Consider the following 25,248-nt stretch of genomic DNA (forward strand, 5'->3'; position numbering starts at 1 on the left):
AAGCCCGCCATGGCCCTGAAAGCCACCATTTACAAAGCCGACCTCGCCATTTCCGACATGGACCGCGGCTACTACGCCAGCCACAACCTGACGCTGGCGCAGCACCCGTCGGAAACCATCGAGCGCATGATGCTGCGCCTCGCGGTATTCGCCCTGCATGCCGACGAGCGGCTGCACTTCAGCAAGGGCATCAGCGCCGATGACGAGCCGGATCTGTGGCGCAAGAACTATGGCGACGAAGTGGAGCAGTGGATCGAGCTGGGCGAACCGGACGAGAAGCGCCTGCGCCAGATCTGCGGCCGCGCCGAAGCGGTGTGGATCTACAGCTACGGCGGCCGCGCCGCCGACATCTGGTGGGAAGGCATGGCCGGCAAGGCCAGCCGCTTCGACCACCTCAACATCATGAGCGTGGCGCCGGACACGCTGGCCGAGCTGGCCACGCTGTGCCAGCGCAATATGCAGCTCACCGCCACCGTGCAGGACGGCGCGCTGTGGTTCAGCAGCGAGCAGGGCAGCGTTACCGTGACGCCGCAACGGCTGTACGGCAGCGGCGAGCGCGGGTAAATCGCCTTGGCCGTCGGGCATGACAGGCACTAGCCTGAAGTGAGCGCTGTGCCGTAAGAGGCCCCATGATGCTGACCCGTTGCGTGCTGCTGGCCTGGTTACTGCTGCCGTTGCTGACGCATGCGGCCCAGCGCATACGCCTGTCGCTGCAACCGGACGACCCGATCTCCACCACCGCCTTCAGCATCGTCAGCGAAGCCTACCGCCGGCTGGGCTACAACCCGCAGGCGGTGCTGCTGCCCGCCGAGCGCGCACTGAGCAGTGCCGCGCAAGGGCAGACCGATGCCGACACCGTGCGCGCAGCCGGCATCGAAAAACGTTACCCGCAGTTGCTGCCGGTGCCGGTCGTACTGTTGCAGGTGGAGAGCTATGCCTTCACCACCGGCCGGGAGCTGGCGCTGCGCAGCTGGGAAGACCTGCGCCCCTACCGGCTATGCGTGCGCTTTGGCATCAAACTGCTGCTGGAGAAAACCGAGGGCCTGGACCGCGTCTTCAGCGATAGCGTACCGCACACGGTGCAGCTGCTGCGTGCCGGCCGTTGCGATGTCGCCATCCTCAGCCAGATGGCGTGGCTGGACATCGATGCGATGCAGGCCGGCCCGCTGCGCCAGAGCAGTGTGCCGCTGGCCGTCACCCCGCTTTACCACTATCTGCACCAGCGCCACCGCGCGCTGCTGCCCAAGCTGAGCCAGGTGCTGCGTGACATGCAGCGGGAAGGGCGCATTGCCGCCATCGTGGCAGCACAGCAAAGCAGAGTCGACGCCGCCAGGGCGCGGCAGTCGTTTGCCGACAACAGCAGCCCGCTGCCGTAACCCCCTCGATCAAGCGCTTACGCCGCCACGGCGCTGCCAGCGGTCTGCCTCCCGCCGTTGGCCGCGGCGCGGGCGCGCCACAACGTTCATGCCCTGCCGCCGTCCCCCGGTGCCAGCAGCAGCGCAAAACCACGCCGCGCCAGCTGCTCGCCATCGTTGCGCCCCAGCAGCTGGCGGTCGTGATGCGCGCTCTGGATCAGCCCGAACAGCATGAAGGCCAGCAGCGCCGGATCGCGCCCCGGCGGCAGCTCGCCGTTGTCGGCGGCGTCCTGCAGCATGCGCTGCAGCGACTCGCGCAGCCGTGCCTGGCCGGCCAGCAGCGCATCGCGCACCACCCCCGGCTGGTCGTCGAACTCGTAACAGGCCGCCAGCAGCGGACAGCCGCCAGGGTAGCGCCCCGCCGCCAGTCGCCCGACCCACGCCTCGAACAGCGCCGTCAGCCGCGCCAGGCCGCGCGGCAGCACCAGCACCGGCTGCAGTGTTTCGGCGACGAACTGCGCCTGCGCCGCCTCCACCACCGCCAGCTGCAGCGCCTCCTTGCTGCCGAAATGGGCGAACAGCCCGCTTTTCGACATGCCGCTGGCCGCCGCCAGCTCGCCGATGGTGAGCGCGGCAATGCCGCTGCTGCTGGCCAGCGCCAGCGCCTGTTGCAGGATTGTCTCTCGGGTAACCGCTTTTTTACTCATTGCTGCTTGCCTTGCCGGGGTTTACGTGCAAAATAGCACGATCGTACTTTTTTGAAAGCACCCATCATGACCGTGTTCCACAAACAGGTGGAAATCCGCTGGGCGGACATCGACGCCAACCAGCATCTGCGCCACAGCGCCTATGCCGACCTGTGCGCGCACAGCCGCATCGAATGGCTACAGGCGGCCGGTTTCGGGCCGGATGCCTTCAAGCGACTGGGCTTCGGCCCGGTGCTGTTCCGCGAGAGTACCGAATATCGCCGCGAAATCCACCTCGGCGAGCGCATCGACATCCGCCTGAACCTGGCCGCCGCCAGCCCGGACAACGGCCGCTGGACCTTCCGCCACGAACTGTACAAGCCGGACGGCCAGCTGGCCGCCATCCACGAGGTGACCGGCGCCTGGATGGATCTGGCCGCGCGCAAGCTGATCCCGCCACCGGCTGCGCTGCAGCCGCTGCTGGCCGAGCTCAGCCACAGCGCCGATTTCACCCTGTTGCCGCAGCCCACTTACAAGTAAACCCAGCGGAGCCCTGCCATGACTATTGCAGCCATGATTGCCATCGCCGTGGTGGCGCTGATCCACCTCTACATCCTGGTGCTGGAAATGCTGCTGTGGACGCGCCCGGCCGGGCGCCGCGCCTTCGGCCTGACGCCGCAGTTCGCCGCCGACAGCCGGGTGCTGGCCGCCAACCAGGGGCTGTACAACGGTTTCCTGGCCGCCGGCCTGCTGTGGAGCCTGCTGCCGGGCAGCCCGGCCGGCATCGCGCCGTTCTTCCTCGGCTGCGTGCTGCTGGCCGGCGTGTTCGGCGCCGTCACCGCCAGCCGCAAGATTCTGTATGTGCAGGCGCTGCCGGCGGCCATCGCCCTGCTGCTGGTGCTGTAAGGCGGCGGCCAACGTTGGCCGCTTCAGCGCCACAGCCGCTGCAGCCAGCCACGGCGCGGTGCCGGCAGCGCGTGGTACACCGCGGCCACCAGCTCGTTGATCAGCTCGGCATCCGGCACCGGCTGCCGCGCCGCCACCGGGTCGCTGCTGCCGGTGGGCGTCAGCGTGATGTGGTGCGGCTGGCGCGTCACCCGGTAGCCGCTGGCACACGCCGGGCAGTACACGGTGACGCCATCGCCGCTGTGACGCTGCAGCGCGATGGTGGGGCCGCACTGCAGGCAGTGCTGCATGGGGATGCCCGCCTCGCTGTGGCCGATGATGTGTTCCAGCCGGCCGGCGGCGCCCAGCGCCAGCAAGGCGCGGCCAACCTGGCGGTCGAACTGGCTGTCCAGGTGGTCTTCGATGATCTGCAATGCCCGCGCAGCCGGCATGCCGGCGCGGTAGGGGCGGCTGCTGGTCATGGCGTCGAAGGCATCGGCCACCCCGACAATGCGCGCCGCCAGCGGAATGGCCTCGCCGGCCAGCCCCTGCGGATAGCCGCAGCCGTCCGGCGTTTCGTGGTGCATGAATACCGCCTCGTACGCCAGGCTGGACAGCGGGTGGCCGGCCAGCAGGTCCGCCCCCACCCGCGGGTGGCTCTTGATGATGGCGTACTCCTCGTCGCTGAGGCGCTCGCGCTTGTTCAGGATCGCATCCGGCACCCCCACCTTGCCCAGATCGTGCAGAAAGCCGCCCAGCTCGATGCGCGCCACCTCCTCTGATGGCAGGTGCAGCGCCTGCGCCAGCAGGCGGGCAAACTGCGATACCCGCCACAGGTGGCCGCCGGTGTAGGCGTCGCGCGCCTCCACCATCATCGCCATGGTGTACAACGATTTGAGCAATTCCGCCGCATAGTTCATCCGCTTCTCCACAGGTTGGCCGCAATGCGCATCCGTCGCTGCCGGCGGAGGATTCTTACAGCATAGCCGGCAGGGCTGCGGGCAAACGCGTACAATGCCGCCATCCGGCCGGAGCCTGTGCTACCGGCCGCCCTTTTTCCAGAAAGAAGCCATGTCCACCCTGACCGAACTGTTGCAGGCCGCCGATAGCCATCGTGCCGACCTGATCGCCCGCTTGGCGGAAGAAAAAACCACCGCCTACCGCCTGTTTCACGGCAGCGCCGAAGGCCGTCCCGGCCTGACCATCGACCGCTACGGCGATGTGCTGCTGATGCAGACCTTCCACACTCCGCTGTCCGACGACGAGCACGCGGCGATTGTGGCGCACTACGCACCGCTGGGCCTGCTGCCGGTATACAACGACCGCAGCGGCGCCAATTCGCGCATCGGCAACCGTCTGCCGCCGGAAGAACTGGAGCAGGCGCAGCTGCCGCGCACCATCAGCGAAATGGGAGTGAACTATCACTTCCAGGCCCGCCACCAGGGACAGGACCCGTGGCTATTCCTCGACCTGCGCGCCGGCCGCCGCCGCGTGATGCAGCTGGCCGCCGGCAAGAGCGTGCTCAACCTGTTCGCCTACACCGGCGGCGTGGGCGTGGCCGCGGCCAAGGCCGGCGCCAGCTTCGTGATGAACGTGGACTTCGCCGAATCCAGCCTGCAGGTGGCGCGCGCCAACGCCAAACTCAACGCGCTGGCCACCCGCCCGCGCTGCGTGCAGAGCGACTGCTTTGCCGCGCTGCGCCAGCTGTCCGGCATCGGCCAGCCGAAGATGGTACGCGGCAAGAAAATGCCGCCGTTCCCGGAGCTGGAAGCCCGCCAGTTCGACGTGGTATTCCTCGACCCGCCGCGCTATGCCAAGAGCCCGTTCGGCGTGGTGGACCTGATCAACGACTACCCGGCGCTGTTCAAGCCGGCGCTGCTGGCCACCGCGCCCGGCGGCGTGCTGATCTGCTGCAACAATGTGGCGCAAGTGGACCGCGAGGCCTGGCTGGCACAGCTCAAGCGCAGCGCCGAAAAAGCCGGCCGTCCGGTGCGCGAACACGAATGGATCGCGCCGGAAGACGACTTCCCCAGCTTCGACGGCCAGCCGCCGCTGAAGATGGTGCTGCTGCACGTCTGACACTGCCCGTCCAGGTTGGCCGCACGCGCCAGCCTGCTACCAATGCCGTTTACCTCGCCGGGTGAACGGCATTTTTCATGCCCGCAGCGCGCTGGCAGCCGGCCGCAGGCCGGAACATGCCACAGTCAACTTCATGATTGGCCACGGGTTTCCTACACTTAAGACTGGTACCCGGAGAAAGCCCATGCAAGCTCCACCCACACCTGCCGGCGAGCAGGCCAGACTCGCCCTGTTGCAGCGTACCGCGCTGCTGGATACGCCACCGGAACCGGAGCTGGACCGCATCGTCAGCCTGGCCGCCGCCATATTCAACGTCCCCACCGCACTGTTGAGCCTGGTGGACCACGACCGGCAGTGGTTCAAGGCGCGCTACGGCATGGCGCTGCGCGAGACGCCGCGCGAAGTGTCGCTGTGCGGCCACGTGGTGGCCAGCGGCAGCATGCTGGTGGTGGAAGACACGCTGCAGGACCCGCGCTTTGTCGACAACCCGCTGGTTTCCCAGCTTGGCCTGCGCTTTTACGCCGGCGCGCCGCTGCGGCTGGACGGTGCCCACACCATCGGCACCCTGTGCATCAACGATCGCCAGCCGCGGCAGTTCGGCGCCAGCGAACAGCAGCAGTTGCAACTGCTGGCCGATACCGTGTGCGAGCTGCTGCGCACGCGCATGACGCAGCTGGCCATCGCCCAGCAATGCGAACGGCTGGTAAGCGTCAACCAGGCGCAGGCCGGCTTTCTGCTGGACCGCAATATGGAACCCGCCAGCCAGACCATCCTGGCGCCGCTGCTGGAAAGCAGCGGCAGCAAGCTGGGCTTCATCGCCAGCTGCCAGCTGGATCACGACGGCAACCTGTACCTGGACATCCTCGGGCTGGCGCAGAACGACCCCGTCGCCATGGCCTGGCTGCTGCCGCTGCTGCAAAAGCACGACGGCAGCTACCGGCTGTACGGCTTCGACCACATCCTGGCCTCGGCACTCAGCGAGGGCGACCCGCTGGTGATCAACCAGCCGCGGCTGTTTGCCGAGGACGACACCCGGCTGGCGCAGCTGACCTCGCTGTTGGCGATTCCCTGCTTCTGCCACGGCACGGTCAAGGGGCTGATGGTGCTGGCCGACCGCCCCGGCGGCTACGAGCCGGAACTGGTAGCGCAGCTGTCCACCCTGGCCGACACCATCGGCTCGCTGCTGCACGTGCGCGACCTGGAGCTGGCGCGGCACGCCGCCGAGGCCGAGCTGGCGCGCCAGGCCAGCATCGACCCGCTCACCGGCCTCGCTAACCGCCGCGCCTTCCTGGAACGCTGCCAGGGCGCGCTGCAGCTGCTGCAGCGCTACCAGACCAGCTTCAGCGTGCTGATGCTGGACCTGGATCACTTCAAGCTGATCAACGACGGCCTGGGCCACGCCGCCGGCGACTACGTGCTGTGCGAAATTGCCCAGCTGCTGCGCCAGCAGCTGCGCGACACCGACCAGGTGGCGCGCTGGGGCGGCGAGGAGTTCTGCATCCTGCTGCCGCAGGAAGACGGCGAGCGCGCACTGCAGCTGGCCAACCGCCTGCGCGATGCCATCGCCAACCTGGAGCTGAGCTGGCACGAGCGCATGATCCAGCTCACCGTCAGCATCGGTGTGGCCGGCATGCTGTCGCCGCAGGACAATATCGACACCCTGCTGGCGCGCGCCGACCAGGCGCTGTACGCCGCCAAGCTGGCCGGGCGCAACCGCTGTCTGCAAGCCGACGCCTAGCTTCACACGTTGGCCGCAGCGCGGCGCGTTACAATGCGGCCATGCTCCAGATCAAATACCTCAGCGGCTACCCGGAGCCGCTGCTGCAACAAGTCGCCACCCTGCTGGACAGCGGCCAGCTGGGCAGCTGGCTGGCACAGCGCTATCCGGAACGCCACAGCATCCAGACCGACCGCGCGCTGTACGACTATGTCAGCGAGCTCAAGCAGCGCTACCTGAAGAACACCGCCGCGCTGGCGCGGGTGCAGTACGACAACAATCTGCATCCGGTGAAGGGCACGCTGGGCAGCAATACCTTCGTGTCGCGGGTGCAGGGCGGCAAGCTCAAGAGCAAGAACGAGATCCGCATCGCCACGCTGTTTCGCGACACCCCGCCGCAGCTGCTGCGCATGATCGTGGTGCACGAGCTGGCGCATCTGAAAGTGAAGGACCACGACAAGGCGTTCTACCAGCTGTGCAACCACATGGAACCGCACTACCACCAGCTGGAATTCGACCTGCGGCTGTGGCTGCTGGCACGCGAGCAGGGCGACGGCGCCATCGGCTGACCCCACGCCACGCTGCGGCCAACCTTGCGGCCGGATACGGCGAGGCATCCAACCGCGGGGCAGGGCGGGCGCTCAGCGCGCCGGGTAGATCGCCGCCAGCAAGGGGGCCAGATCCAACTCCGGCGCCAGTTGCTGCAATAGCTGGCAGGTGTCGTCCACGCCGTGGGTGAGATGGCGCTGCGAGCCGCGCGCCACCCCGGCCATCATCCGGTCCAGCATGTGCTTTTGCAGATTGACCATCGACACGATATTGATGCTGTGCGCCAGCTCGTGCGCTTCGCACCACTGCATCAGCTCCTGCAGCGGCGGGATCACCTCCGGCCCGCCCAGCTGCCAGTGGCGGATATCGTTGACCCGCAGCCACGGCCCCGGCCCCAATGCCTGTGCCGCCGCGCGCACCGCATCGCGATAGTTGCAGGCGAACTGGTAATTGATGCCGCCGGACACCACGATCCACAGCAAACGCCCAGCCGTGTGAATGCGGTAATCGCCATGTGCCTGCATCGTTGCCCCGCCATTCGCCAAAGTCATGCTGCAGTGTAGCCAAAAGCGCGGCGGCGGCTCAAACCCGGCCACCCCTTTGCGGTATCATCTGCCCCTTGTCATCCAGGAGAGCCGCCATGAGCGACACCAGCGCTAGCCCGAAACCCTGTTACAAGTGCGGCGCCCCCGCCGAGCTGGTCAAAGCCGGCTCGCGACGCTTCTGGGTGCAGTGCACGCGCTATGCCGGCCAAGGCAATTGCAGCGCCATCGGCCCGCAGGCCGACAACAAGAAAGAGGCCGTCGCCGGCTGGAACAAGATTCGCTAAGCGCGGTCTGTCATCCGGCCCACGGCACCCGCGCCGCTGCCCGGCAGCAGGCGCCGCCAGCGACGGCCAACCCAGAAACCAGCGTCGGGCAGCCCGCACCACGGCTGCCCGCTCCCGGAAGCGAACACAGGCATGGAGCTGTTCAAACTGCTGCATACGCTAGGACAGCGTGTGCGCGACACCCTGAGCATGGAAGAGGGCGACGGCGTGGATCAACCGGCACCGCAAGCGGCCGCCGATCCCGCCCCCGCCGCCAGCCCGACCGCCAAACCCCGTCGCAATCTGCTTAGCGAGCTGCCAGATACTCCCCCGGCCGCCAGCGAACCCGCCCCCGCGGAGCCGGCCCCGGAAATCATCACCCTGCCGCCACGGCAGCCCAAACCGGTAGCGCCGCCACCGCCGCAGCCGGAAATCATCCGCGAGCTGCCCAGCCAGCTGCCGCGCTACAAGCACAGCGCCACCCCGCCGCCGGCCGCACCGCTGCCGGTGATCGGGCTGGAAGAAGTGCAGCACAATCTGCAGCGCGACCTGAAGCGGCGCGGCCAACGTGGTCAGCCACAGCCGCCGCAAGCCAAGCCGGCGCGCGACCTGCCGCTGATCGACCCGGAAGAAGTGCGCGCCAGCCTGCAGCAACTGCACGGCAAGCCATATCGCAACCCCGCCGCCAAGCCGGCGCCGGCCGCCGCGGCCAGCAAGCCGGTGTACAGCAGCGAGCCGTACTACCCGCCGGATCCGGCCCCCAGCTTCACCGCGCCGCTGCCCCTGGACGAGCGCGAACGCGCCGCCGCCGCGCTGTTCGGCCCGCAATCGCGCTTCGGCGCCGGGCGCGAAGCGCAGCACGGCCACGCCGGCGCCGCGCCACTGCCACCGGTAGATAGCCCCGCAGAGCCGGATGCACTGTCGCCCGGCACCGCCCCCGCTTGGCCACACGTCGCGCCCGCCGCCGAAATGGCCATCACTGCCAGCGACTGGTCGCTAACAACGGGTGAGGACGAGGGTGAGCACGCGTACCAACAGCCGTCCACACCACCGTTGGCCGCCAGCGCCGTGCCGAACGCAGAAGTACCCGTCGCCGCGACCGCAAGCAGCGCGACCACCGCCGCCAGCGCCTCGAGTACGCCAGTAGCCACGCCAGTCGTCAGCCCGGCCGTCACGCCCAGCCAGCCACTGGCCGCGCCATCGCCATGGCAAAGCCGCCGCACTAGCGCCTGGCACGCCAGCCCGACGCTCGGCCTCAGTCCGCAGCCGGCCGCCAGCATTGCGCCGCCGCCGGCTGTCGATGTCGATGTCGATACCGAGGCGACCGCCGACGCCGACTTCACGCAATCCCACGCCGAACATGCACTGCCGCCGGTAACCAGCCCGCTAGCCACGCCCGCCGCTCCCCGCCCAGCCGCCACGCCGTCGTGGTCGGCACCGTGGGACGAGCCGGACAGCGCCACGCCACATCCCGGCCATGCGCAAGCCGCGGCGCAGGACGACGACGATATCGTCTGGCATCTGCTGGCCGATGCTGAGAACAGCGCCACACCGGTCCCGGCCAGCCCGGCGGCCAACCTGCCACCGCCCAAGTCGGCACTGGTATGGCAGGTGCTGGACGCTGACGGCCCGACCGATGTGGATGTCGATGCCGATGCTGATGCCGACGACAGCGAGCACATCGACGACGATGCCGCCGACGACGCCACGTTGGCCGCCAGCCACTGGCAACTGCCGCCGCAACAGCTGCCGCTGGTGCCACCGCCACGCCACATCCCGGTGGTGTATGGCGACGTGACGCTGCCGTCGCTGGAACTGCTGCGCCCGCCGGAAAGCAACAAGGCGGTGCAGAGCGAGGATTACCTGATCGAGCGCGGCATCCTGATCGAGGAAAAGTGCGCCGAGTTCAAGGTCAAGGTGGCGGTGGTGGATGCCTACGCCGGCCCGGTGATCACCCGCTACGAGGTGGAACCGGCGGTAGGCGTGCGCGGCAGCCAGGTGGTGAACCTCAGCAAGGACCTGTCGCGCGCGCTGGGACTGGCCTCCATCCGCGTGGTGGAAACCATTCCCGGCAAGACCTGCATGGGGCTGGAGCTGCCCAACCCGCAGCGGCAGATGATCCGCCTGTCGGAGATCTTCGGCGCTGAGGTATTCACCCAGTCCGCCTCCAAGCTGACGCTGGCGCTGGGCCACGACATCACCGGCGCACCGGTGGTAACCGACCTGGCCAAGGCACCGCACCTGCTGGTAGCCGGCACTACCGGCTCCGGCAAGTCGGTGGGCGTCAACGCCATGATCCTGTCCATGCTGTACAAGGCCACGCCGGACGAAGTGCGCTTCATCATGATCGACCCCAAGATGCTGGAGCTGTCGGTGTACAACGACATCCCGCACCTGCTGGCGCCGGTGGTGACCGATATGAAGCTGGCGGCCAACGCCTTGAACTGGTGCGTGGGCGAGATGGAAAAGCGCTACCGGCTGATGAGCCACCTCGGGGTGCGCAACATCGCCGGCTACAACGACAAGGTACGCGCCGCCGAGGCCGCCGGCCTGCGGCTGACCAACCCGTTCACGCTGACCCCGGAAACCCCGGAACCGCTGACCACGCTGCCGTTCATCGTGGTGGTGGTGGACGAGTTTGCCGACCTGATGATGGTGGCCGGCAAGAAGATCGAGGAGCTGATCGCCCGCCTGGCGCAGAAGGCGCGCGCTGCCGGCATCCACCTGATCCTGGCCACGCAGCGGCCGTCGGTGGACGTGATCACCGGCCTGATCAAGGCCAACATCCCCACCCGCGTGGCGTTCCAGGTATCCAGCAAGATTGACAGCCGCACCATCCTCGACCAGATGGGTGCCGAAAGCCTGCTGGGACAGGGCGACATGCTGTTCCTGCCGCCGGGCACCGGCTACCCGCAGCGCGTGCACGGCGCCTTCGTCACCGACGAGGAAGTGCACGCCATCGTGGAATACCTGAAGCAGTGGGGCGAGCCGGACTACGTGGAAGGCCTGCTCACCGGCGAATCGGTGGCCGATGACGACCAGGCCGACGCCAAGGGCCGCGCCGCCGCCGGCACGGAAACCGACCCGCTGTACGACGAGGCGGTGGAGATCGTGCTGCGCACCCGCAAGGCGTCGATCTCCTCGGTGCAGCGCCAGCTGCGCATCGGCTACAACCGCGCTGCGCGGCTGATCGAGGACATGGAAGCTGCCGGCATCGTGTCGGCGATGGAAAGCAACGGCAACCGCACGGTGCTGGTGCCGCAGCGGGATTATTGAGCGATCTTCCTCCCTGGATGCGCCTTCGGCTTATCCGGGCTACCACGTCAGGCAGCCATGCCGCCCGCCCGCAAGGTGGGCGGCATGTTTTTTTGCACGCCCGCCAACGTTGGCCGCAATAGGCAAATCCAAACGGGTAGCCCAAATTTGATATCCGCTTTGCGGATGATGTTTGAAGTCGCCGGTTCCGCCCGGCGGACGGGGCGGGGGCCGTGCCGCCGCCCCCCGCCACTCCCGCTCGCCCTAATGGTCCGCGAAACCCCGGCCAAAAAGGCATTCGCCAGGCGCCGGCAATTCGCCGTTTGCTAACGTCAAACGGCTCAGCTGCCGTCTTAAAACCTGGCGAACACCATTTTGGCCGGCGCTCCCCGTAGGGCAATCTGGCGCCTCACAACGTTGACCGTAGTTTTGTACCCGGCTAATGCAATCCGAATTTTTGTTCCGAAACAATCAACCAGTCTGCAACAAGTAGAATCGAACCGACGTGCCCCAATCCCGTTGGCGCGAGCCGGGCAAAAAGGGTGCGCCCCAGGTGTTAAGACGCCGATCTGTTTGAGTCCCGAGCCGTTAGCGAGGGACGAGTTCGGCGGCGCCTGGGGCGTGCCTTTTTGCACGGGGTTTCGAGCAGTCGCCGGGGAGCCGGGGATTGCTAAGGGGGCCGCGAGGCCCCCCTTAGTCCGTTCGCCGGGCGGCACCGGCATGAAAAACATCATCCGCGCAGCGGATACAAGCCAGCTCAAGCCACAACAAAATTGCAGGCAGGTTGGCCGCACGGTGCGGCCAACCTATAATCCTTGCCCATAGTCGTCGCACACTTACAACTTTGGGACATCCATCATGCAAGACTCGCACGCCTGGTCCGGCCGTTTCTCCGAACCGGTTTCCGAACTGGTGAAGAAATACACCGCCTCCGTAACCTTCGATAACCGTCTGGCCGAATTCGACATCGAAGGCTCGCTGGCGCATGCCGCCATGCTCAACAAGTCCGGCGTGCTGTCCGCTGCCGACCTGGCGGCAATCCGCCAGGGCATGAGCGAGATCATCGCCGACATCCGCGAAGGCCGCTTCGCATGGAGCGTGGACCTGGAAGACGTGCACATGAACGTGGAGCGTCGCCTGACCGACAAGATCGGCGATGCCGGCAAGCGCCTGCACACCGGCCGCAGCCGTAACGACCAGGTAGCCACTGACATCCGCCTGTGGCTGCGCGCGCAGATCGACGTCATCGTCGGCCTGATCGCCGAGCTGCAGACCAGCCTGCTGGATCTGGCTGAAGCCAATGCCGACACCGTGCTGCCGGGCTTCACCCACCTGCAGGTGGCACAGCCGGTAACTTTCGGCCACCACATGCTGGCCTACGTCGAGATGCTGGGCCGTGACGCCGAGCGCATGACCGACTGCCGCAAGCGGGTGAACCGCCTGCCGCTGGGCGCCGCCGCGCTGGCCGGCACCACCTTCCCCATCGACCGCTTCTACACCGCGCAGCTCTTGGGCTTCGACGACGTGTGCCATAACTCGCTGGACGCGGTGTCCGACCGTGACTTCGCCATCGAATTCACCGCCGCCGCCAGCCTGGTGATGGTGCATTTGAGCCGCCTGTCGGAAGAGCTGATCCTGTGGATGAGCCCGCGCGTCGGCTTCATCGACATCGCCGACCGCTTCTGCACCGGCTCCTCCATCATGCCGCAGAAGAAAAACCCGGACGTGCCGGAGCTGGTACGCGGCAAGTCCGGCCGCGTGGTCGGCCACCTGATCGCGCTGGTCACCCTGATGAAGGCGCAGCCGCTGGCCTACAACAAGGACAACCAGGAGGACAAGGAGCCGCTGTTCGACACCGCGGACACGCTGATCGACACCCTGCGCATCTACGCCGACATGATGCGCGGCATCACGGTGAAGAAGGACGCGATGCGCGCCGCGGTGCTGCAGGGCTTCGCCACCGCCACCGACCTGGCCGACTATCTGGTGAAAAAAGGCATGCCGTTCCGCGACAGCCACGAAGTAGTGGCACTGACCGTGCGCCACGCCGAGCTGCAGGGCGTGGACATCGCCGACCTCAGCCTGGACAAGCTGCGCGAGTTCAGCACCCTGATCGAGCAGGACGTGTTCAGCGTGCTGACGCCGGAAGGCTCGCTGGCACAGCGCGACCACGTCGGCGGCACCGCGCCGAACCAGGTGCGCGCGCAGATCGCCCGTCACCGCGCGCGTCTGGCCGGCTGACACGTTGGCCGCAAATAGCAAAAAGCCACCGCATGCGGTGGCTTTTTTTGTGGTCCGGCAGATGGCCGCTTAGTGGCCGTAGGCCGGCCCGCGCTGTTGCAGCAGCGGTTCGCGCTGGCTGGCGATGTGCTGCCACAGGCACTGCACCTCCTGCGGGTGGGCGCTGGCAAAGTGCCGCCCGAACGGCAGGAAGTAGTCCTTGGTGCTGATCGGCGGCTGTAGCGCCACCACGTCCTGGCTGTTCTGCAGGTAGGCGGCGGCCAGATTGGTATGCACCGCATAGGCGGCAATGCGGCCGGCACGCAGCTTGGCCAGATTGGCTTCCACTCCCACCGCACCTTCCACCGGGATGTGCAGCCGCTCCAGATCCGCCGCCACCGACCAGCCCAGATCGGTACCGACCATCGCGCCATTCAGCCCCTGCAGCTGCTGGCCGTCCCACTGCAGCTTGCTGCCGCTGCGCACGTAGAAGTTGTAGCTCAGCGTGGCCAGGCGGTAACGGCTGTCTGGCCTGCCGTCGCGCAGCGGATAGTACGCAAACGCGGCGCGCTCCGGGTTGTACGACAGCAGCAGGATGGCATCGGTGGCCCCGGTGCGCAGCGCCTGCAACTGGCGCAGGCTGGACTGCCGCTGCAACAGCAGATAGACGTTGCACGGCGCCGCCGCCTGTTGCAGCAGCTCTACCGCCAGCCCGGGCGGCGACGCCAGCGACTTGCCCTCGCCGATGATGTAGGGCGCCGCCGGCTGGTCGTTGATCGCCACCCGCAACGGCACCGCCGCCCCGGCCGACAGGGGCAATAGCAACAGCAAACGTAGCAGGAGGGAGGGCGGCATGAGGTGTGGCACGTGGCGACGGGTTGGTTTTATTTACTGTGAGTGACCGCGGCGCTCCGGTCAACTGTCATAACGTGGCAATGTTGCCGACGCTACATGACGTTACCGTGACAGTGGCGCTCCAGGCATTGCGCCACTGCCGACGACGGCGCACTATCCAGCAGTCTGTCCCCCTCTGAAAGGAAGCATGATGCGCAAACTGTTGCTGCTGGCCGTGCTGGCCGTTACTGCCTCCGGCGCCTTTGCCGCCAACCCCGCCTGTGAAGCCAAGGCCGCCGAAAAGAAACTGGCCGGCGCTGCCAAGAGCAGCTTTGTGAAGAAATGCGAAGCCGACATGAAGGCCGCCACTCCGGCGACACCGGCGACCCCCGCCACCCCGGCCTCGTGTGAAGCCAAGGCCGCGGAGAAGAAGCTGGCTGGCGCCGCCAAGAACAGCTTTGTGCAGAAGTGTCAGAAAGAGATGAAGGCGCCAGCACCGGGCGCCCAGGGCGTGTGCGAGAACAAGGCCGCCGAGAAGAAACTGGCCGGCGCCGCCAAGAAGAGTTTCGTGCAGAAGTGCGTGAAGGACGGCGGCAACTAAGCCCCTGCGGCCAACATTGGCAACCATGCCCCGGCGCGCCGGGGCATTTTCTTTGCCGGTGGCGCCAGCACGCCGCGTGGCGGCGACTAGCTGCCGCGCGCGCGGCGCACGCTGACACTTTCGCCGCCGATACCCCAGTTGTCGGTGTCCACCTCGTCGATCACCACCACGGTGGTGGCCGGGTTCTTGCTCAGCACGTCCTGCAGCAGCCGGGTAACGCCGGCAATCAGCTCGGCTTTCTGCTCGCTGCTGGCACCCTCGCGGGTGATCTTGATGTTCACGTACGGCATGTTTGCTCCTTGTTGTGGATAACGGTGGCCAGCTGCGGGCCGCGGGCAGAAGAACTGCTGCGCGCCACCAGCCAGGCGCCCAGCGACACGCACAGCAGCGCGGCGGCCAGCGCCGGGCTCAGCGGCTCGGCCAGCAGCGGCACTGCCAGCACCCCGGTCAGCACCGGAATCAGCGCCATCAGCGCCGACATGCGCGCCGGCCCCAGCACGCTGACCGCGCGCAGGTACACCAGCATGCCGACAATGGCCGGCACCACGGCGTGGAACAGTCCCAGCCCGGCCACGGTCAGCAGCGGCAGCTGGCCCAGACCCTTGGGCAACCATAGCAGATAAACCGGCAGGTACAGCACCGCCGATGCCAGCGTGACGAAGGCGGTGAGCTGCCACGCCGGCAGCTGCCAGCGCCGCGCCAACAGCCCGTACAGCGCCCACAGCAACGATGCGGCCAACAGCAGGCCGTCACCCAGCCACTGCCGGCCATCGGCCAGGCCCTGCAGCAGCGGCAGCGCCAGCAGCAGCACGCCCAGCGCCATCAGCACATAGCCCGGCCATTGCCGTGCCGGCGGCCAACCCTGGCCACTAAGCAGCAGCAACAGCGCCATCACAAACGGCTGCAGGCCGGGGATCAGCAGCGCGGCATGCGCCGCCGGCACCCACTGCACCGCGCTGTAGCACAGCAGGCAGAAGCCGATGCAGCCGATCAGCGCCAGCAACCACAGCCGGCCGTCGCGCCAGCTGGCGCGCGGCGGCAGCCCCAGCACACACAGCAACAGGCTGGCGATGGCCAGCCGCAAGCCCAGCAGGTCGTACGGGGTGAGACCGCTGTGGCCGCCGGCGCGGGCCACCAGCATGAAGCCGCTCCAGATCACCACGGCACTGAACGCGGCCAGGTAACCCTGGCGCAGGGTAAGGGTCGCCATGTCCGGCTCCTTGATCAACAGCGAAGGCCATCAGTGTGCCGCGGCATCATCATCCTGAAAAATGAATTAATATGATTACATTCATCCCGAAAAGAGATCGATCATGGACTTGAGTGATCTGCGCATTTTCCAGGCCGTGCTGCAGGAAGGTGGCGTCACCGCTGCCGCGCGGCGCCTGCACCGGGTGCAGTCCAACGTCACCACCCGCATCCGCCAGCTGGAAGACAGCCTGGGCGTGCCGCTGTTCGAGCGCGAGGGCAAGCAGCTGCGGCCAACCCCGGCGGCACGCGTGCTGCAAGGTTATGCCGGCCGCCTGCTGCAGCTGGCCGACGAAGCGCGCCTGGCGGTCAGCGGCGACAGCCCGGCCGGCACGCTGCGGCTGGGGGCAATGGAGAACACCGCCGCGGTACGGCTGCCGCCGCTGCTGGCCGACTTTCACCAGCGCTACCCGCAGGTCAAGCTGGAGCTGCGCACCGGCCCCACCGCCACGCTGGTCGCCGCAGTACTGGCCGGCGAGCTGGATTGCGCGCTGGTATGCGGCCCGGTGCTGGAACCGCGGCTGGAAAGCCAGCCGTTCTGCCGCGAAACCCTGCTGCTGATCAGCGCCATCGGCCAGCAGGTGGATCCGGCCAGCGGCCCGCACACCCTACTGGCCTTCGACCGCGGCTGTGCCTACCGCCAGCGGCTGGAGCGCTGGCTGCACGACAGCGGCTGCGTGGTGGACCGGCTGGTGGAGCTGGACTCCTACCACGCCATGATCAGCTGCGCCGCCAGCGGCATGGGGCTGGCGCTGGTGCCGCAGGCGCTGCTGGCGATCACCCCGGCCGCCGGCAACGTCGCCTGCCACCCGCTGCCGCCACAGCTGGCAATTGCCGACACGGTGCTGATCCGCCGCCGCGGCCAGCATGCGCCGGCCATCGACGCCCTGGCAGCACTGCTGTCCAGCGTGACGGGCGACGACTGAAAAGCGCTGTGCGATCAAGGTACTAGTGTGCGGGCTTGATGCGCATCAACATGGTGCTCCGGGCATGTCAGTAACATTGCCACTGCGCTGTTTTTAATGAGATACATTCTCAGAAAAATCAGCCACACAATGACAAGTTACCAATACATAACCACCCACCGTGTCGTGACACCCCATGCCCACCACCCTCCCCAAATCGCTGTCTCTGGCGCACAAGCTCGGCCTGTTGCTGAGCGTGGCGCTGTTTCTCGTTCTCGGCCTGGCCGGCTTTCTGCTCAGTGACTGGCTGGGCGCGCGCATGGAAGCGCGCGCCGTCGCCGGCATGCAGACCACCAACCAGCAGGTGGTGGACACCATCGACGCCTACGCCCGCGTGCTGGAAGACAATGCACAGCAAAGCACCCGCCTGCTGGCCAGTAACCTGCCGCGCCCGCTGCGCGTGGATGCCTCGGCAGCGACGGGCAGTCCGGCACTGTACGCCGGCAGCCAGCTGCTGAACGACAACGCCGCCCTGGTGGACAACTACACCCAGGCCACGCGCAACGTCGCCACCGTGTTCGTGAAAAACGGCAGCGACTTCCTGCGCATCAGCTCCTCGGTGAAGCAGGAAGACGGCCGCCGTGCCGTCGGCACCTCGCTGGCGCACGACCACCCGGCCTACGCGCTGCTGAGCCGCGGCCAACCCTACACCGGCCCGGCACGCCTGTTCGGCCGTGACTACATGACCCACTACCAGCCGCTGCTGGACGAGGGCGGCCAGCTGGTGGGCGCGCTGTTCGTCGGCATCGACAATACCGACGGCCTGCAGGCGCTGAAACAGAAAATCCTGTCCATCAAGATCGGCGAGACCGGCTACGTCTACGTGGTGGATGCCCGCCTGCGTCCGGGCGAGCTGTTGATCCACCCGTCGGCGGCCGGCAAGAACCTGCTGGACAAGACCGACGCCGACGGCAAGCCCTTCATCAAGACCATGCTGCAGCAAGGCAACGGCCAGATCAGCTACCAATGGCTGGACCCGAACGCCAGCGAGCCGCGGCGCAAGCTGGCCACCTTCCAGAGCTACCCGCACTGGGGCTGGCTGGTGGCCACCGGCGCCTACCAGGACGAACTGGTGCGCGAGCCGCACGAAATGCAGCTGAAGATGCTGCTGGGTACCCTGGCGGTGATGCTGCTGTTGCTGCTGATCGTGCACTTTGCCATGCGCTACTGGGTCAGCCAGCCGCTGGCCAAACTGGTGGCCGTCACCCGCCGCATCGCCACCGGCGACCTGAGCAGCCGTATCGAGGTGGACCGCGGCGATGAAATCGGCCAGGTTCTGGCCGCCAGCGACCACATGTGCCAGGAGCTGCGTCAGCTGATTAGCGAAGTGAACCAGGGCGTCACCGGCCTGGGCCGCAACGCGCAGAACGTGTCGCAGCTGGCCGACGACGTGGCACAAAGCTCCAGCGAGCAGAGCGCCGCCGTTTCCGCCATGGCCGCCTGCGTGGAAGAAATGACCCACAGCATCGGCCAGGTCAGCCAGCATGCCGGCAGCGCGCGCGATCTGGCGCTGCAATCCGACCAGGTCTCGCGCAGCGGCGAGGAAATCGTTGGCCGCACGGTGGATACCATGCGTGAGATTGCCGCCGCCTCCGGCGACACCGCCCGCACCGTCACCCAGCTGGGCGAGCGCTCCGAGCAGATCAGCCGCGTGGTGACGGTGATCCGCGACATCGCCGACCAGACCAATCTGCTGGCGCTGAACGCCGCCATCGAGGCTGCCCGCGCTGGCGAAATGGGCCGCGGCTTCTCCGTCGTCGCCGACGAAGTGCGCCAGCTGGCCGAGCGCACCACCCAGTCGACCCAGGAAATCACCGGCATCGTTGGCCGCATCCAGCACGAAGCACAGCTGGCGGTGGACAGCATGAACAGCGCCGCGCTACAGGTGGAAACCGGCGTGCGTGCCGCCAGCGAAGCCGGCGACAGCCTGCAGGACATCCGAACCGGCGCGCAGCAGGTGGAGCAGGCGGTGGTGGGCATCGCCGATGCGCTGCGCGAGCAGAGCACCGCCAGCCTGGACATCGCCCACAACGTGGAGCGCGTGGCGCAACAAGCCGACCAGAACCATCACAAGGCGCGCGACGCCTCGCTGGCCGCCTGCGAAATGACCGCGCTGGCGCAGCAGCTGCGCCAGGCGGTGGCGCGCTTCACGGTGTAAGGGCAAGGTTGGCCGCAGCGCCATGCCCGGCATGCGGCCAACGTGCTGCGGCAGCGGCGCGCAACACGCGGTATCCCGGCAAGAAAAAAGCGCTGCCAACGGCAGCGCTTTTTTACCCCTCCTTCATCCCCAGCCGCTCCAGCCGGTAGCGCAGCGAGCGGAAGCTCACCCCCAGCAGCTTGGCCGCCTGGGTGCGGTTGCCACCGCTTTGCCCCAGCGCCGCCTCGATAGCGCTGCGCTCCACCCGGTCCAGGTAGTCCTGCAGCGTTTCGCCGCCATTGGGTACCACGCCGGGGCTGTCGTCCGGCACGGCAGCGCCCAGTTGCAGGTCGGCCGGGTCGATGCGGGCATCGCTGCACAGCGCCACCGCCCGTTCCAGGATGTTTTCCAGTTCGCGGAAGTTGCCGGGGTAGTGGTAACCCAGCAGCGCCTGCACCGCCTCCGGGCCGAGACGCGGCCGCTCGCTGCCGGCGTAGCGCTCCAGCAAGGCGCCAATGAAGCGCGGGATGTCGTCGCGCAGCTCGCGCAGCGCCGGCATCGCCAGGCTGATCACGTTCAGCCGGTAGTACAGGTCCTGACGGAAGGCGCCGTCGGCCACCAGTTGCGCCAGGTTCTTGTGGCTGGCGGACAGGATGCGCACGTCCACCGCCTCTTCCTGCGCCGCCCCCAGCTTGCGCACGGTTTTTTCCTGGATCGCGCGCAGCAGTTTCACCTGCATCGCCAGCGGCAGGTCGGCCACCTCGTCGAGAAACAGCGTGCCGCCGTGCGCCTGCTGGAAGAAGCCGTCGCGGTCGGCATCGGCGCCGGTGAAGGCGCCCTTCTTGCTACCGAAGAACTCGCTTTCCATCAGCGTTTCCGGGATGGCGCCGCAGTTCACCGCCACGAACGGCTTGCCGGCGCGCGGTCCCAGTTCGTGGATGCTGCGCGCCGCCTGTTCCTTGCCGGTGCCGGATTCGCCGTGGATGAACACCGCCGCCTGGCTGCGCGCCAGCTTGGCGATCATGCGCTGCACCTCCTGCATCGCCGGCGATTCGCCCTGCAGGCGCGGGCCGCCGGCCGGCGCGGCCGCCACCGCCTCGCGCACGCTCAGCGCCGATTTCACCAGCGAGCGCAGCGCCGCCAGGCTCAGCGGCTTGGCCAGGTAGTCGAAGGCGCCGGCCTTCATCGCCGCCACCGCGTTTTCGGTGCTGCCGTAGGCGGTGATCACCGCCACCGGCACGTCCAGCCCGGCGTCGGCGATGTACTGCACCACCTGCAGGCCTTCGCCGTCCGGCAGGCGCATGTCGGTCAGCGCCAGATCGTAATGGCCCGCGGCCAACTTGTTCCGCGCGTCGGCTATCGTGCCGGCGGTGTCCACCGCCAGCCCCATCTTGCCCAGCGTCAGCGCCAGCAGTTCGCGGATATCCGGTTCGTCGTCAACAATCAGCACTCGGCTCATGGCATGGTCTCAATCATCGCGCTGCGCTCAGGCAGTGCTTGGTAGGGTCAGGCGGAAACAGCCGCCCGGCCCGACATAATCCAGGCGCGCGCCATTGGCCTCGGCCAACTCGCGCGCAATGTACAACCCCAGCCCGGTGCCGCTGCTCTCGGTGGTGTAGAACGGCTCGAACAGCCGGCTTTGCGCCTGCTCGCTCACCCCCGGGCCGTCGTCGCGCACGCGGATGCTGTCGTCGTCCACTTCCACGCACAGCGCGCCCGGCGTCTGGCTGCTGTAGCGCCAGCCGTTGCTGATCAGATTGGTGAGGATCTGCTGCAGGTGGCCGCGGTCGAAGCGCACGGTGTGTGCCACCAGCACGCGGCAGACGATGCCGCCCGCCGCCGCAGGGTTGGCCAGCAGGAAATCGTCCACCAGCGCGGCGAGAAAGGCGCTCAGCGCCACCGGCTCCGGCTTCACCCGGTCGCGGCGGTTCAGCTGCAGCACTTCTTCCACCAGGTGGTTGATGCGACGGCTGTTGGCATGCACCATCGCCGCCAGCCGGCGGCTGCCTTCGTCGCTGGCATCCTCGCCCAGCAGTTCGGCGGCCTGGCTGATGGCGGCCAGCGGGTTGCGGATTTCGTGCGCGATATTGGCGGTAAGCCGTCCCAGTGCGGTGAGCTTGATGCGCTGCGCCTCGGCGGCCAGCTCCGCCACGTTCTGCAAAAAGATCACCACCAGCCGTACCTCGCCCACCGCCAGCGGCAGCATGCGCCCCAGCAGCTGTTGGCCGCGTACATTGAGGTCCAGCGTCTGCGCGTGCGACGGGCAGCCCTGCAGCCGCCAGCGGCGCAGCAGCGGCGACAGCTCCGGCAGGCTGCTATCGCGCTGGATGCGGCCGAACACGCGCTCGGCGCGGCTGTTGTAGTGCTGCACCAGGCCATTGTCGTCCAGCACCACCACCGCCTCGCGCAGTGCCTGCAGCACCAGCGCATTGACGCGGTTGAGGCTGGCCAGCTCGCTGCTGCGCGCGGCGGCCAGCTGCTCGGAGCGGCGCGCCTTGTTGCCCAGCAGCGAGGTGATGCCGCTGGTGACGAAACAGGCGGTGGCCAGCAGCGCGCCCTGGAACAGCTCGCGCGGATCGGGTGCGCCGCCGTGGCTGCTCAGCAGCACGCTGCCGAACACCGTCAGCGTGGCCAGCGCGGCATAGAAGCCGGCAAAGCGGCCGGACACCAGCATGCCGGCCACCGCCAGGAACGGCAGCAGCAGCATGCCGAAGCCGCTCTGCACCCCGCCGTAGTGCTGCATGAATGCCACCAGCAGCAGGATGTCGCCGGTCAGCGTGGCGGACAGCGTCCACAACAGCGGCAGCTTGAAGCGCGGCAGCAGCAGCCCCAGTGTGATCAGCGCGCCGTATAGCCAGGCCCAGCCGCCCAGCGGCGTGCCGGGCGACAGCGTCGGCATCGCCCACTGCGTCATGATCAGCAGCACCACCACGCTGACGGTGCGGAACAGGTTGAAGAAATGCAGCACCCGTTGCGGCGACAGGGGGATCGGCACGGGTATCGGCATGCGCTCAGTCCAGATCGCGAATGGCGGCGACGGTCCACTTCTTCGGCAGCAGCTTGCCCTTGCGGCCACGCTTGCCGTCGAACTCCGCCAGCGCCAGCTTCTCGTCCGCCACCTTGCCGCGCACCGAGGTGGTGGCCAGCAGCGCACGTTCGCCGGCCACCAGGCCGAAGGCGGTGACCGCCTCGCCGGCCTCCAGCGCCATAAGCATCAGGCCGCGGCCCTTGGCCAGCTCCTTCAGTTCGCTGGCCGGGAACGCCAGCAGGCGGCCGCCGTCGCTGGCCACCACCAGGCGCAGGCCGTCAAGGTTGGCCGCAGCCTTCACCGGCGCCAGCACCGCTTCGCCGGCATCCAGGCTCAGGAACGCCTTGCCGGCCTTCACCCGCCCGGCCATGTCGGCGATTTTGGCGATGAAGCCGTAGCCGCCGCTGCCGCCGACCACAAAGCGCTCGTCGTCCTTGCCGGAGATCATCTGCGCCGGCTTGGCGCCGTCCTGCAGCTCCACCAGACTGGCCACCGGCACGCCGTCGCCGCGGCCGGTGGGCACGTCGGCCGGATCGATGCTGTAAGCGCGGCCCTTGCTGTCCAGCACGATCAGCGACCACACGGTGCGCGTTTCCACCACCGTGTGCAGGCCGTCGCCGTCCTTGAAGCTAAGCGCCGACAGGTCGACGTTGTGGCCGACGCGGGCGCGGATCCAGCCCTTCTGCGACAGGATCACCGTCACCGGCTCGTCGGCCACGGTCTGGGTCAGCACCGCGCGCTCGGCGGCCTTGATCTCGCTGCGCCGCGCATCGCCGTACTTGGCGGCGTCTTCGCGGATTTCCTCCGCCATCTTGCCGCGCAGAGCGGCCTCGCTGCCCAGCAGGTAGCGCAGGCGGTCGCGCTCGTCGCGCAGCTCGCCCAGTTCCTTCTCCAGCTTGAAGCCTTCCAGCCGCGCCAGCTGGCGCAGGCGGATTTCCAGGATGTCCTCGGCCTGCAGCTCGGTGAGGCCGAAAGCGCGCATCAGGTCCGGCTTCGGCTCGTCCGACTCGCGGATCACGCGGATCACTTCATCGATGTGGATGAAGGCGATCATGCGCCCTTCCAGGATGTGGATGCGCTTGTCCACCTGCCCTAGGCGGTAGTTCAACCGGCGGGTGATGGTGTGCTGGCGGAACTGCAGCCACTCGGCGAGGATGCTCTTCAGCCCCTTCTGCGCCGGGCGGCCGTCCATGCCGATCATCACCAGGTTGAGCGAGGCGTTGCCTTCCAGGCTGGTCTGCGCCAGCAGGATGTTCATGAACTCGTCCGGGTCCTGGCGGCTGGACTTGGGTTCGAACACCAGCCGCACCGGCTGTTCGCTGTCGGATTCGTCGCGCACGCGGTCGAGCAGCGACAGCATCAGGCTCTTCAGGTTTTGCTGGTCCTGCGTCAGCGCCTTCTTGCCGGATTTCACCTTCGGGTTGGTGGCTTCCTCGATTTCGGCCAGCACCTTCTGCGCGCTGGAGCCGGGCGGCAGCTCGGATACGATCACCCGCCACTGGCCGCGCGCCAGCTTTTCCACTTCCCACTTGGCGCGCACGCGCACGCTGCCGCGGCCAACCTCATACGCCGCCAGGATGTCTTCCACCGGGGTGATGATCTGGCCGCCGCCGGGGAAGTCCGGCCCCGGTACGTGCTGCATCAGCTCGGCAGTGCTGAGCTCAGGATTGGCCAGCAGCGCCAGCGCGGCAGAGGCCACTTCCTTCAGGTTGTGCGGCGGGATCTCGGTAGCCATGCCCACCGCGATGCCGGAGGCGCCATTGAGCAGCACCATCGGCAGCCGGGCCGGCAGCAGCGCCGGCTCGTCGAAGGCGCCGTCGTAGTTGGGCACGAAGTCCACCGTGCCCATGTCGATCTCGGACAGCAGCAGCTCGGCAATCGGCGTCAGCCGCGCTTCGGTGTAACGCATCGCCGCCGCGCCGTCGCCATCGCGCGAGCCGAAGTTGCCCTGGCCGTCGATCAGCGGGTAGCGCAGGGTGAAATCCTGCGCCATGCGCACCAGCGCCTCGTAGGCCGAGCTGTCGCCGTGCGGGTGGTATTTACCGAGGATCTCGCCCACCACGCGGGCGGATTTCACCGGCTTGGCGCCGTGCACCAGGCCCATGTCGCGCATGGCGTACAGGATGCGGCGCTGCACCGGCTTCTGGCCGTCGGCCACCTCCGGCAGCGCGCGGCCCTTGACCACGCTCATCGCGTATTCGAGGTAGGCGCGCTCGGCGTACAGATCAAGCGGAATGCTGCCGTCGTCCACGGCAAGGTTGGCCGCGGGCGGGGCCGGCGGCGGCGCGGACACATCGGGTGCGTCAAACAGGTCGTTGTGGCTCATATGTGGGAATCGCGGCCGGCGTGCAGGGCGCACACCGTGCTATGTTCGGATCACGAAAGTGAAAGTTCGAGGATTGTACTATGGCAAGTCAGGTACGGTGGCAATGCCACGGTTTTAGCGATTTTTCGGCGCGGGCACTGTATGAAGTGCTGCAACTGCGCGACCGGGTGTTTGTGCTGGAGCAGCAGTCGCTGTACGGCGATATCGATGGCGCCGATCTGGAATGCTGGCATTTGTCCGGCCGCGACGCGCACGGCCAGCTGCTGGCCTATGCCCGGCTGATCGCCCCCGGGGTGAAATACCCGGATGCCAGCGCCATCGGCCGGGTGGTGATTCCGCAGCCCTTGCGCGGCAGCGGCCTGGCCAAGCCGCTGATGCAGCAGGCGGTAAACCATTGTCTGGCGCTGTTCCCGGGCCGCGCCATCATGCTGTCGGCGCAGGCGGACCGCCAGGGCTTCTACGAGAGCTTCGACTTCCGCCCGGTATCGGCGCCGTACGACGACGGTGGCATCCTGCATCTGGACATGCGTCGCGATTGAGCAGCAAAGGTTGGCC

At 67.6% G+C, this 25,248-nt stretch carries 23 protein-coding genes; 14 read left to right on the top strand and 9 right to left on the bottom strand.

What is annotated here, in order from left to right; genetic code table 11:
- The first annotated feature begins 9 nt into the window (after positions 1-9).
- Together ABNW52_RS04440 and ABNW52_RS04445 are read left to right on the top strand one after the other, a co-directional pair.
- Entirely contained in the window at positions 10-564 is a 555-nt protein-coding gene (locus ABNW52_RS04440; protein WP_349584566.1) for a YaeQ family protein, read from the top strand.
- A gap of 65 nt (positions 565-629) precedes the next feature.
- The gene (locus ABNW52_RS04445; protein WP_349584568.1) at positions 630-1,376 is read left to right on the top strand and encodes a substrate-binding periplasmic protein; all 747 of its coding nucleotides are present in this window, start codon (positions 630-632) and stop codon (positions 1,374-1,376) included.
- Positions 1,377-1,462: 86 nt separating this feature from the next.
- On the opposite strand, the gene ABNW52_RS04450 is transcribed toward ABNW52_RS04445, so the two are convergent.
- A complete protein-coding gene (locus tag ABNW52_RS04450) occupies positions 1,463-2,062 on the bottom strand; it encodes a TetR/AcrR family transcriptional regulator (protein WP_349584571.1) in 600 nt (199 codons plus the stop codon).
- 66 nt (positions 2,063-2,128) lie between these two features.
- On the opposite strand from ABNW52_RS04450, the gene ABNW52_RS04455 reads away from it, so the two are divergent.
- Both ABNW52_RS04455 and ABNW52_RS04460 read left to right on the top strand, forming a co-directional pair.
- Positions 2,129-2,581 carry an acyl-CoA thioesterase gene (locus tag ABNW52_RS04455; protein ID WP_349584574.1) on the top strand — a complete coding sequence of 151 codons (453 nt, stop codon included), beginning with the start codon at positions 2,129-2,131 and terminating at the stop codon, positions 2,579-2,581.
- An 18-nt stretch (positions 2,582-2,599) separates the two neighbouring features.
- Positions 2,600-2,947 (top strand): DUF1304 domain-containing protein, encoded by a 348-nt coding sequence (locus tag ABNW52_RS04460; protein ID WP_349584575.1) that lies wholly within the window; start codon positions 2,600-2,602, stop codon positions 2,945-2,947.
- A gap of 23 nt (positions 2,948-2,970) precedes the next feature.
- Here the strand turns inward: ABNW52_RS04460 and ABNW52_RS04465 are convergent, their stop codons facing one another.
- Positions 2,971-3,846 (bottom strand): HD-GYP domain-containing protein, encoded by an 876-nt coding sequence (locus ABNW52_RS04465; RefSeq protein WP_349584576.1) that lies wholly within the window; start codon positions 3,844-3,846, stop codon positions 2,971-2,973.
- Between the two features lie 151 nt (positions 3,847-3,997).
- On the opposite strand from ABNW52_RS04465, the gene ABNW52_RS04470 reads away from it, so the two are divergent.
- From ABNW52_RS04470 to ABNW52_RS04480, 3 genes are all read left to right on the top strand, one after another.
- Positions 3,998-5,005 carry a class I SAM-dependent rRNA methyltransferase gene (locus ABNW52_RS04470; RefSeq protein WP_349584579.1) on the top strand — a complete coding sequence of 336 codons (1,008 nt, stop codon included), beginning with the start codon at positions 3,998-4,000 and terminating at the stop codon, positions 5,003-5,005.
- Between the two features lie 184 nt (positions 5,006-5,189).
- A complete protein-coding gene (locus ABNW52_RS04475) occupies positions 5,190-6,743 on the top strand; it encodes a sensor domain-containing diguanylate cyclase (protein ID WP_349584582.1) in 1,554 nt (517 codons plus the stop codon).
- 41 nt (positions 6,744-6,784) lie between these two features.
- Positions 6,785-7,291 (top strand): M48 metallopeptidase family protein, encoded by a 507-nt coding sequence (locus ABNW52_RS04480; protein WP_349584584.1) that lies wholly within the window; start codon positions 6,785-6,787, stop codon positions 7,289-7,291.
- Between the two features lie 72 nt (positions 7,292-7,363).
- On the opposite strand, the gene ABNW52_RS04485 is transcribed toward ABNW52_RS04480, so the two are convergent.
- On the bottom strand, positions 7,364-7,795 hold the full coding sequence (locus ABNW52_RS04485; RefSeq protein WP_349584585.1) for a hypothetical protein: 432 nt from the start codon (positions 7,793-7,795) through the stop codon (positions 7,364-7,366).
- A 116-nt stretch (positions 7,796-7,911) separates the two neighbouring features.
- Here ABNW52_RS04485 and ABNW52_RS04490 point away from each other — a divergent pair, with 116 nt between their 5' ends.
- The 3 genes from ABNW52_RS04490 (at position 7,912) to argH (ending at position 13,575) form a co-directional block, all read left to right on the top strand.
- Positions 7,912-8,100: a Lar family restriction alleviation protein gene (locus ABNW52_RS04490; RefSeq protein ID WP_349584587.1), complete on the top strand. Its 189-nt coding sequence runs from the start codon at positions 7,912-7,914 to the stop codon at positions 8,098-8,100.
- A gap of 132 nt (positions 8,101-8,232) precedes the next feature.
- Positions 8,233-11,355, top strand: coding sequence for a DNA translocase FtsK (locus ABNW52_RS04495; RefSeq protein WP_349584589.1), 3,123 nt, complete (start codon positions 8,233-8,235; stop codon positions 11,353-11,355).
- 837 nt (positions 11,356-12,192) lie between these two features.
- On the top strand, positions 12,193-13,575 hold the full coding sequence (gene argH / locus ABNW52_RS04500) for an argininosuccinate lyase (protein WP_349584591.1): 1,383 nt from the start codon (positions 12,193-12,195) through the stop codon (positions 13,573-13,575).
- Positions 13,576-13,644: 69 nt separating this feature from the next.
- Here argH and ABNW52_RS04505 read toward each other — a convergent pair whose 3' ends face one another.
- The gene (locus ABNW52_RS04505) at positions 13,645-14,409 is read right to left on the bottom strand and encodes a type 2 periplasmic-binding domain-containing protein (protein ID WP_349584592.1); all 765 of its coding nucleotides are present in this window, start codon (positions 14,407-14,409) and stop codon (positions 13,645-13,647) included.
- A 187-nt stretch (positions 14,410-14,596) separates the two neighbouring features.
- Here ABNW52_RS04505 and ABNW52_RS04510 point away from each other — a divergent pair, with 187 nt between their 5' ends.
- The gene (locus tag ABNW52_RS04510) at positions 14,597-14,989 is read left to right on the top strand and encodes a hypothetical protein (protein WP_349584595.1); all 393 of its coding nucleotides are present in this window, start codon (positions 14,597-14,599) and stop codon (positions 14,987-14,989) included.
- Between the two features lie 86 nt (positions 14,990-15,075).
- Here ABNW52_RS04510 and ABNW52_RS04515 read toward each other — a convergent pair whose 3' ends face one another.
- Positions 15,076-15,279, bottom strand: a complete 204-nt coding sequence (locus ABNW52_RS04515) for a 4-oxalocrotonate tautomerase family protein (RefSeq protein ID WP_349584598.1) — start codon at positions 15,277-15,279, stop codon at positions 15,076-15,078.
- A complete protein-coding gene (locus tag ABNW52_RS04520; RefSeq protein ID WP_349584600.1) occupies positions 15,267-16,199 on the bottom strand; it encodes a DMT family transporter in 933 nt (310 codons plus the stop codon). Before ABNW52_RS04520 ends, ABNW52_RS04515 begins: the two co-directional genes overlap by 13 nt.
- Before the next feature lie 103 nt (positions 16,200-16,302).
- Here ABNW52_RS04520 and ABNW52_RS04525 point away from each other — a divergent pair, with 103 nt between their 5' ends.
- Both ABNW52_RS04525 and ABNW52_RS04530 read left to right on the top strand, forming a co-directional pair.
- Entirely contained in the window at positions 16,303-17,163 is an 861-nt protein-coding gene (locus ABNW52_RS04525; protein WP_349584603.1) for a LysR family transcriptional regulator, read from the top strand.
- A 175-nt stretch (positions 17,164-17,338) separates the two neighbouring features.
- The gene (locus ABNW52_RS04530; RefSeq protein WP_349584606.1) at positions 17,339-19,360 is read left to right on the top strand and encodes a methyl-accepting chemotaxis protein; all 2,022 of its coding nucleotides are present in this window, start codon (positions 17,339-17,341) and stop codon (positions 19,358-19,360) included.
- Between the two features lie 112 nt (positions 19,361-19,472).
- Here the strand turns inward: ABNW52_RS04530 and ABNW52_RS04535 are convergent, their stop codons facing one another.
- The 3 genes from ABNW52_RS04535 to parC are packed head-to-tail and all read right to left on the bottom strand — an operon-like array spanning position 19,473 to position 24,693.
- Complete coding sequence (locus ABNW52_RS04535) at positions 19,473-20,798, bottom strand: sigma-54-dependent transcriptional regulator (protein WP_349584609.1); 1,326 nt, start codon at positions 20,796-20,798, stop codon at positions 19,473-19,475.
- 27 nt (positions 20,799-20,825) lie between these two features.
- A complete protein-coding gene (locus ABNW52_RS04540) occupies positions 20,826-22,346 on the bottom strand; it encodes a two-component system sensor histidine kinase NtrB (protein ID WP_349584611.1) in 1,521 nt (506 codons plus the stop codon).
- A gap of 4 nt (positions 22,347-22,350) precedes the next feature.
- The gene (gene parC, locus ABNW52_RS04545; RefSeq protein WP_349584614.1) at positions 22,351-24,693 is read right to left on the bottom strand and encodes a DNA topoisomerase IV subunit A; all 2,343 of its coding nucleotides are present in this window, start codon (positions 24,691-24,693) and stop codon (positions 22,351-22,353) included.
- Positions 24,694-24,773: 80 nt separating this feature from the next.
- On the opposite strand from parC, the gene ABNW52_RS04550 reads away from it, so the two are divergent.
- Entirely contained in the window at positions 24,774-25,232 is a 459-nt protein-coding gene (locus ABNW52_RS04550; RefSeq protein ID WP_349584617.1) for a GNAT family N-acetyltransferase, read from the top strand.
- Positions 25,233-25,248: the final 16 nt, after the last annotated feature.

The sequence above is a fragment of the Vogesella oryzagri genome (genome assembly GCF_040148885.1).
Lineage (GTDB): Bacteria > Pseudomonadota > Gammaproteobacteria > Burkholderiales > Chromobacteriaceae > Vogesella > Vogesella oryzagri.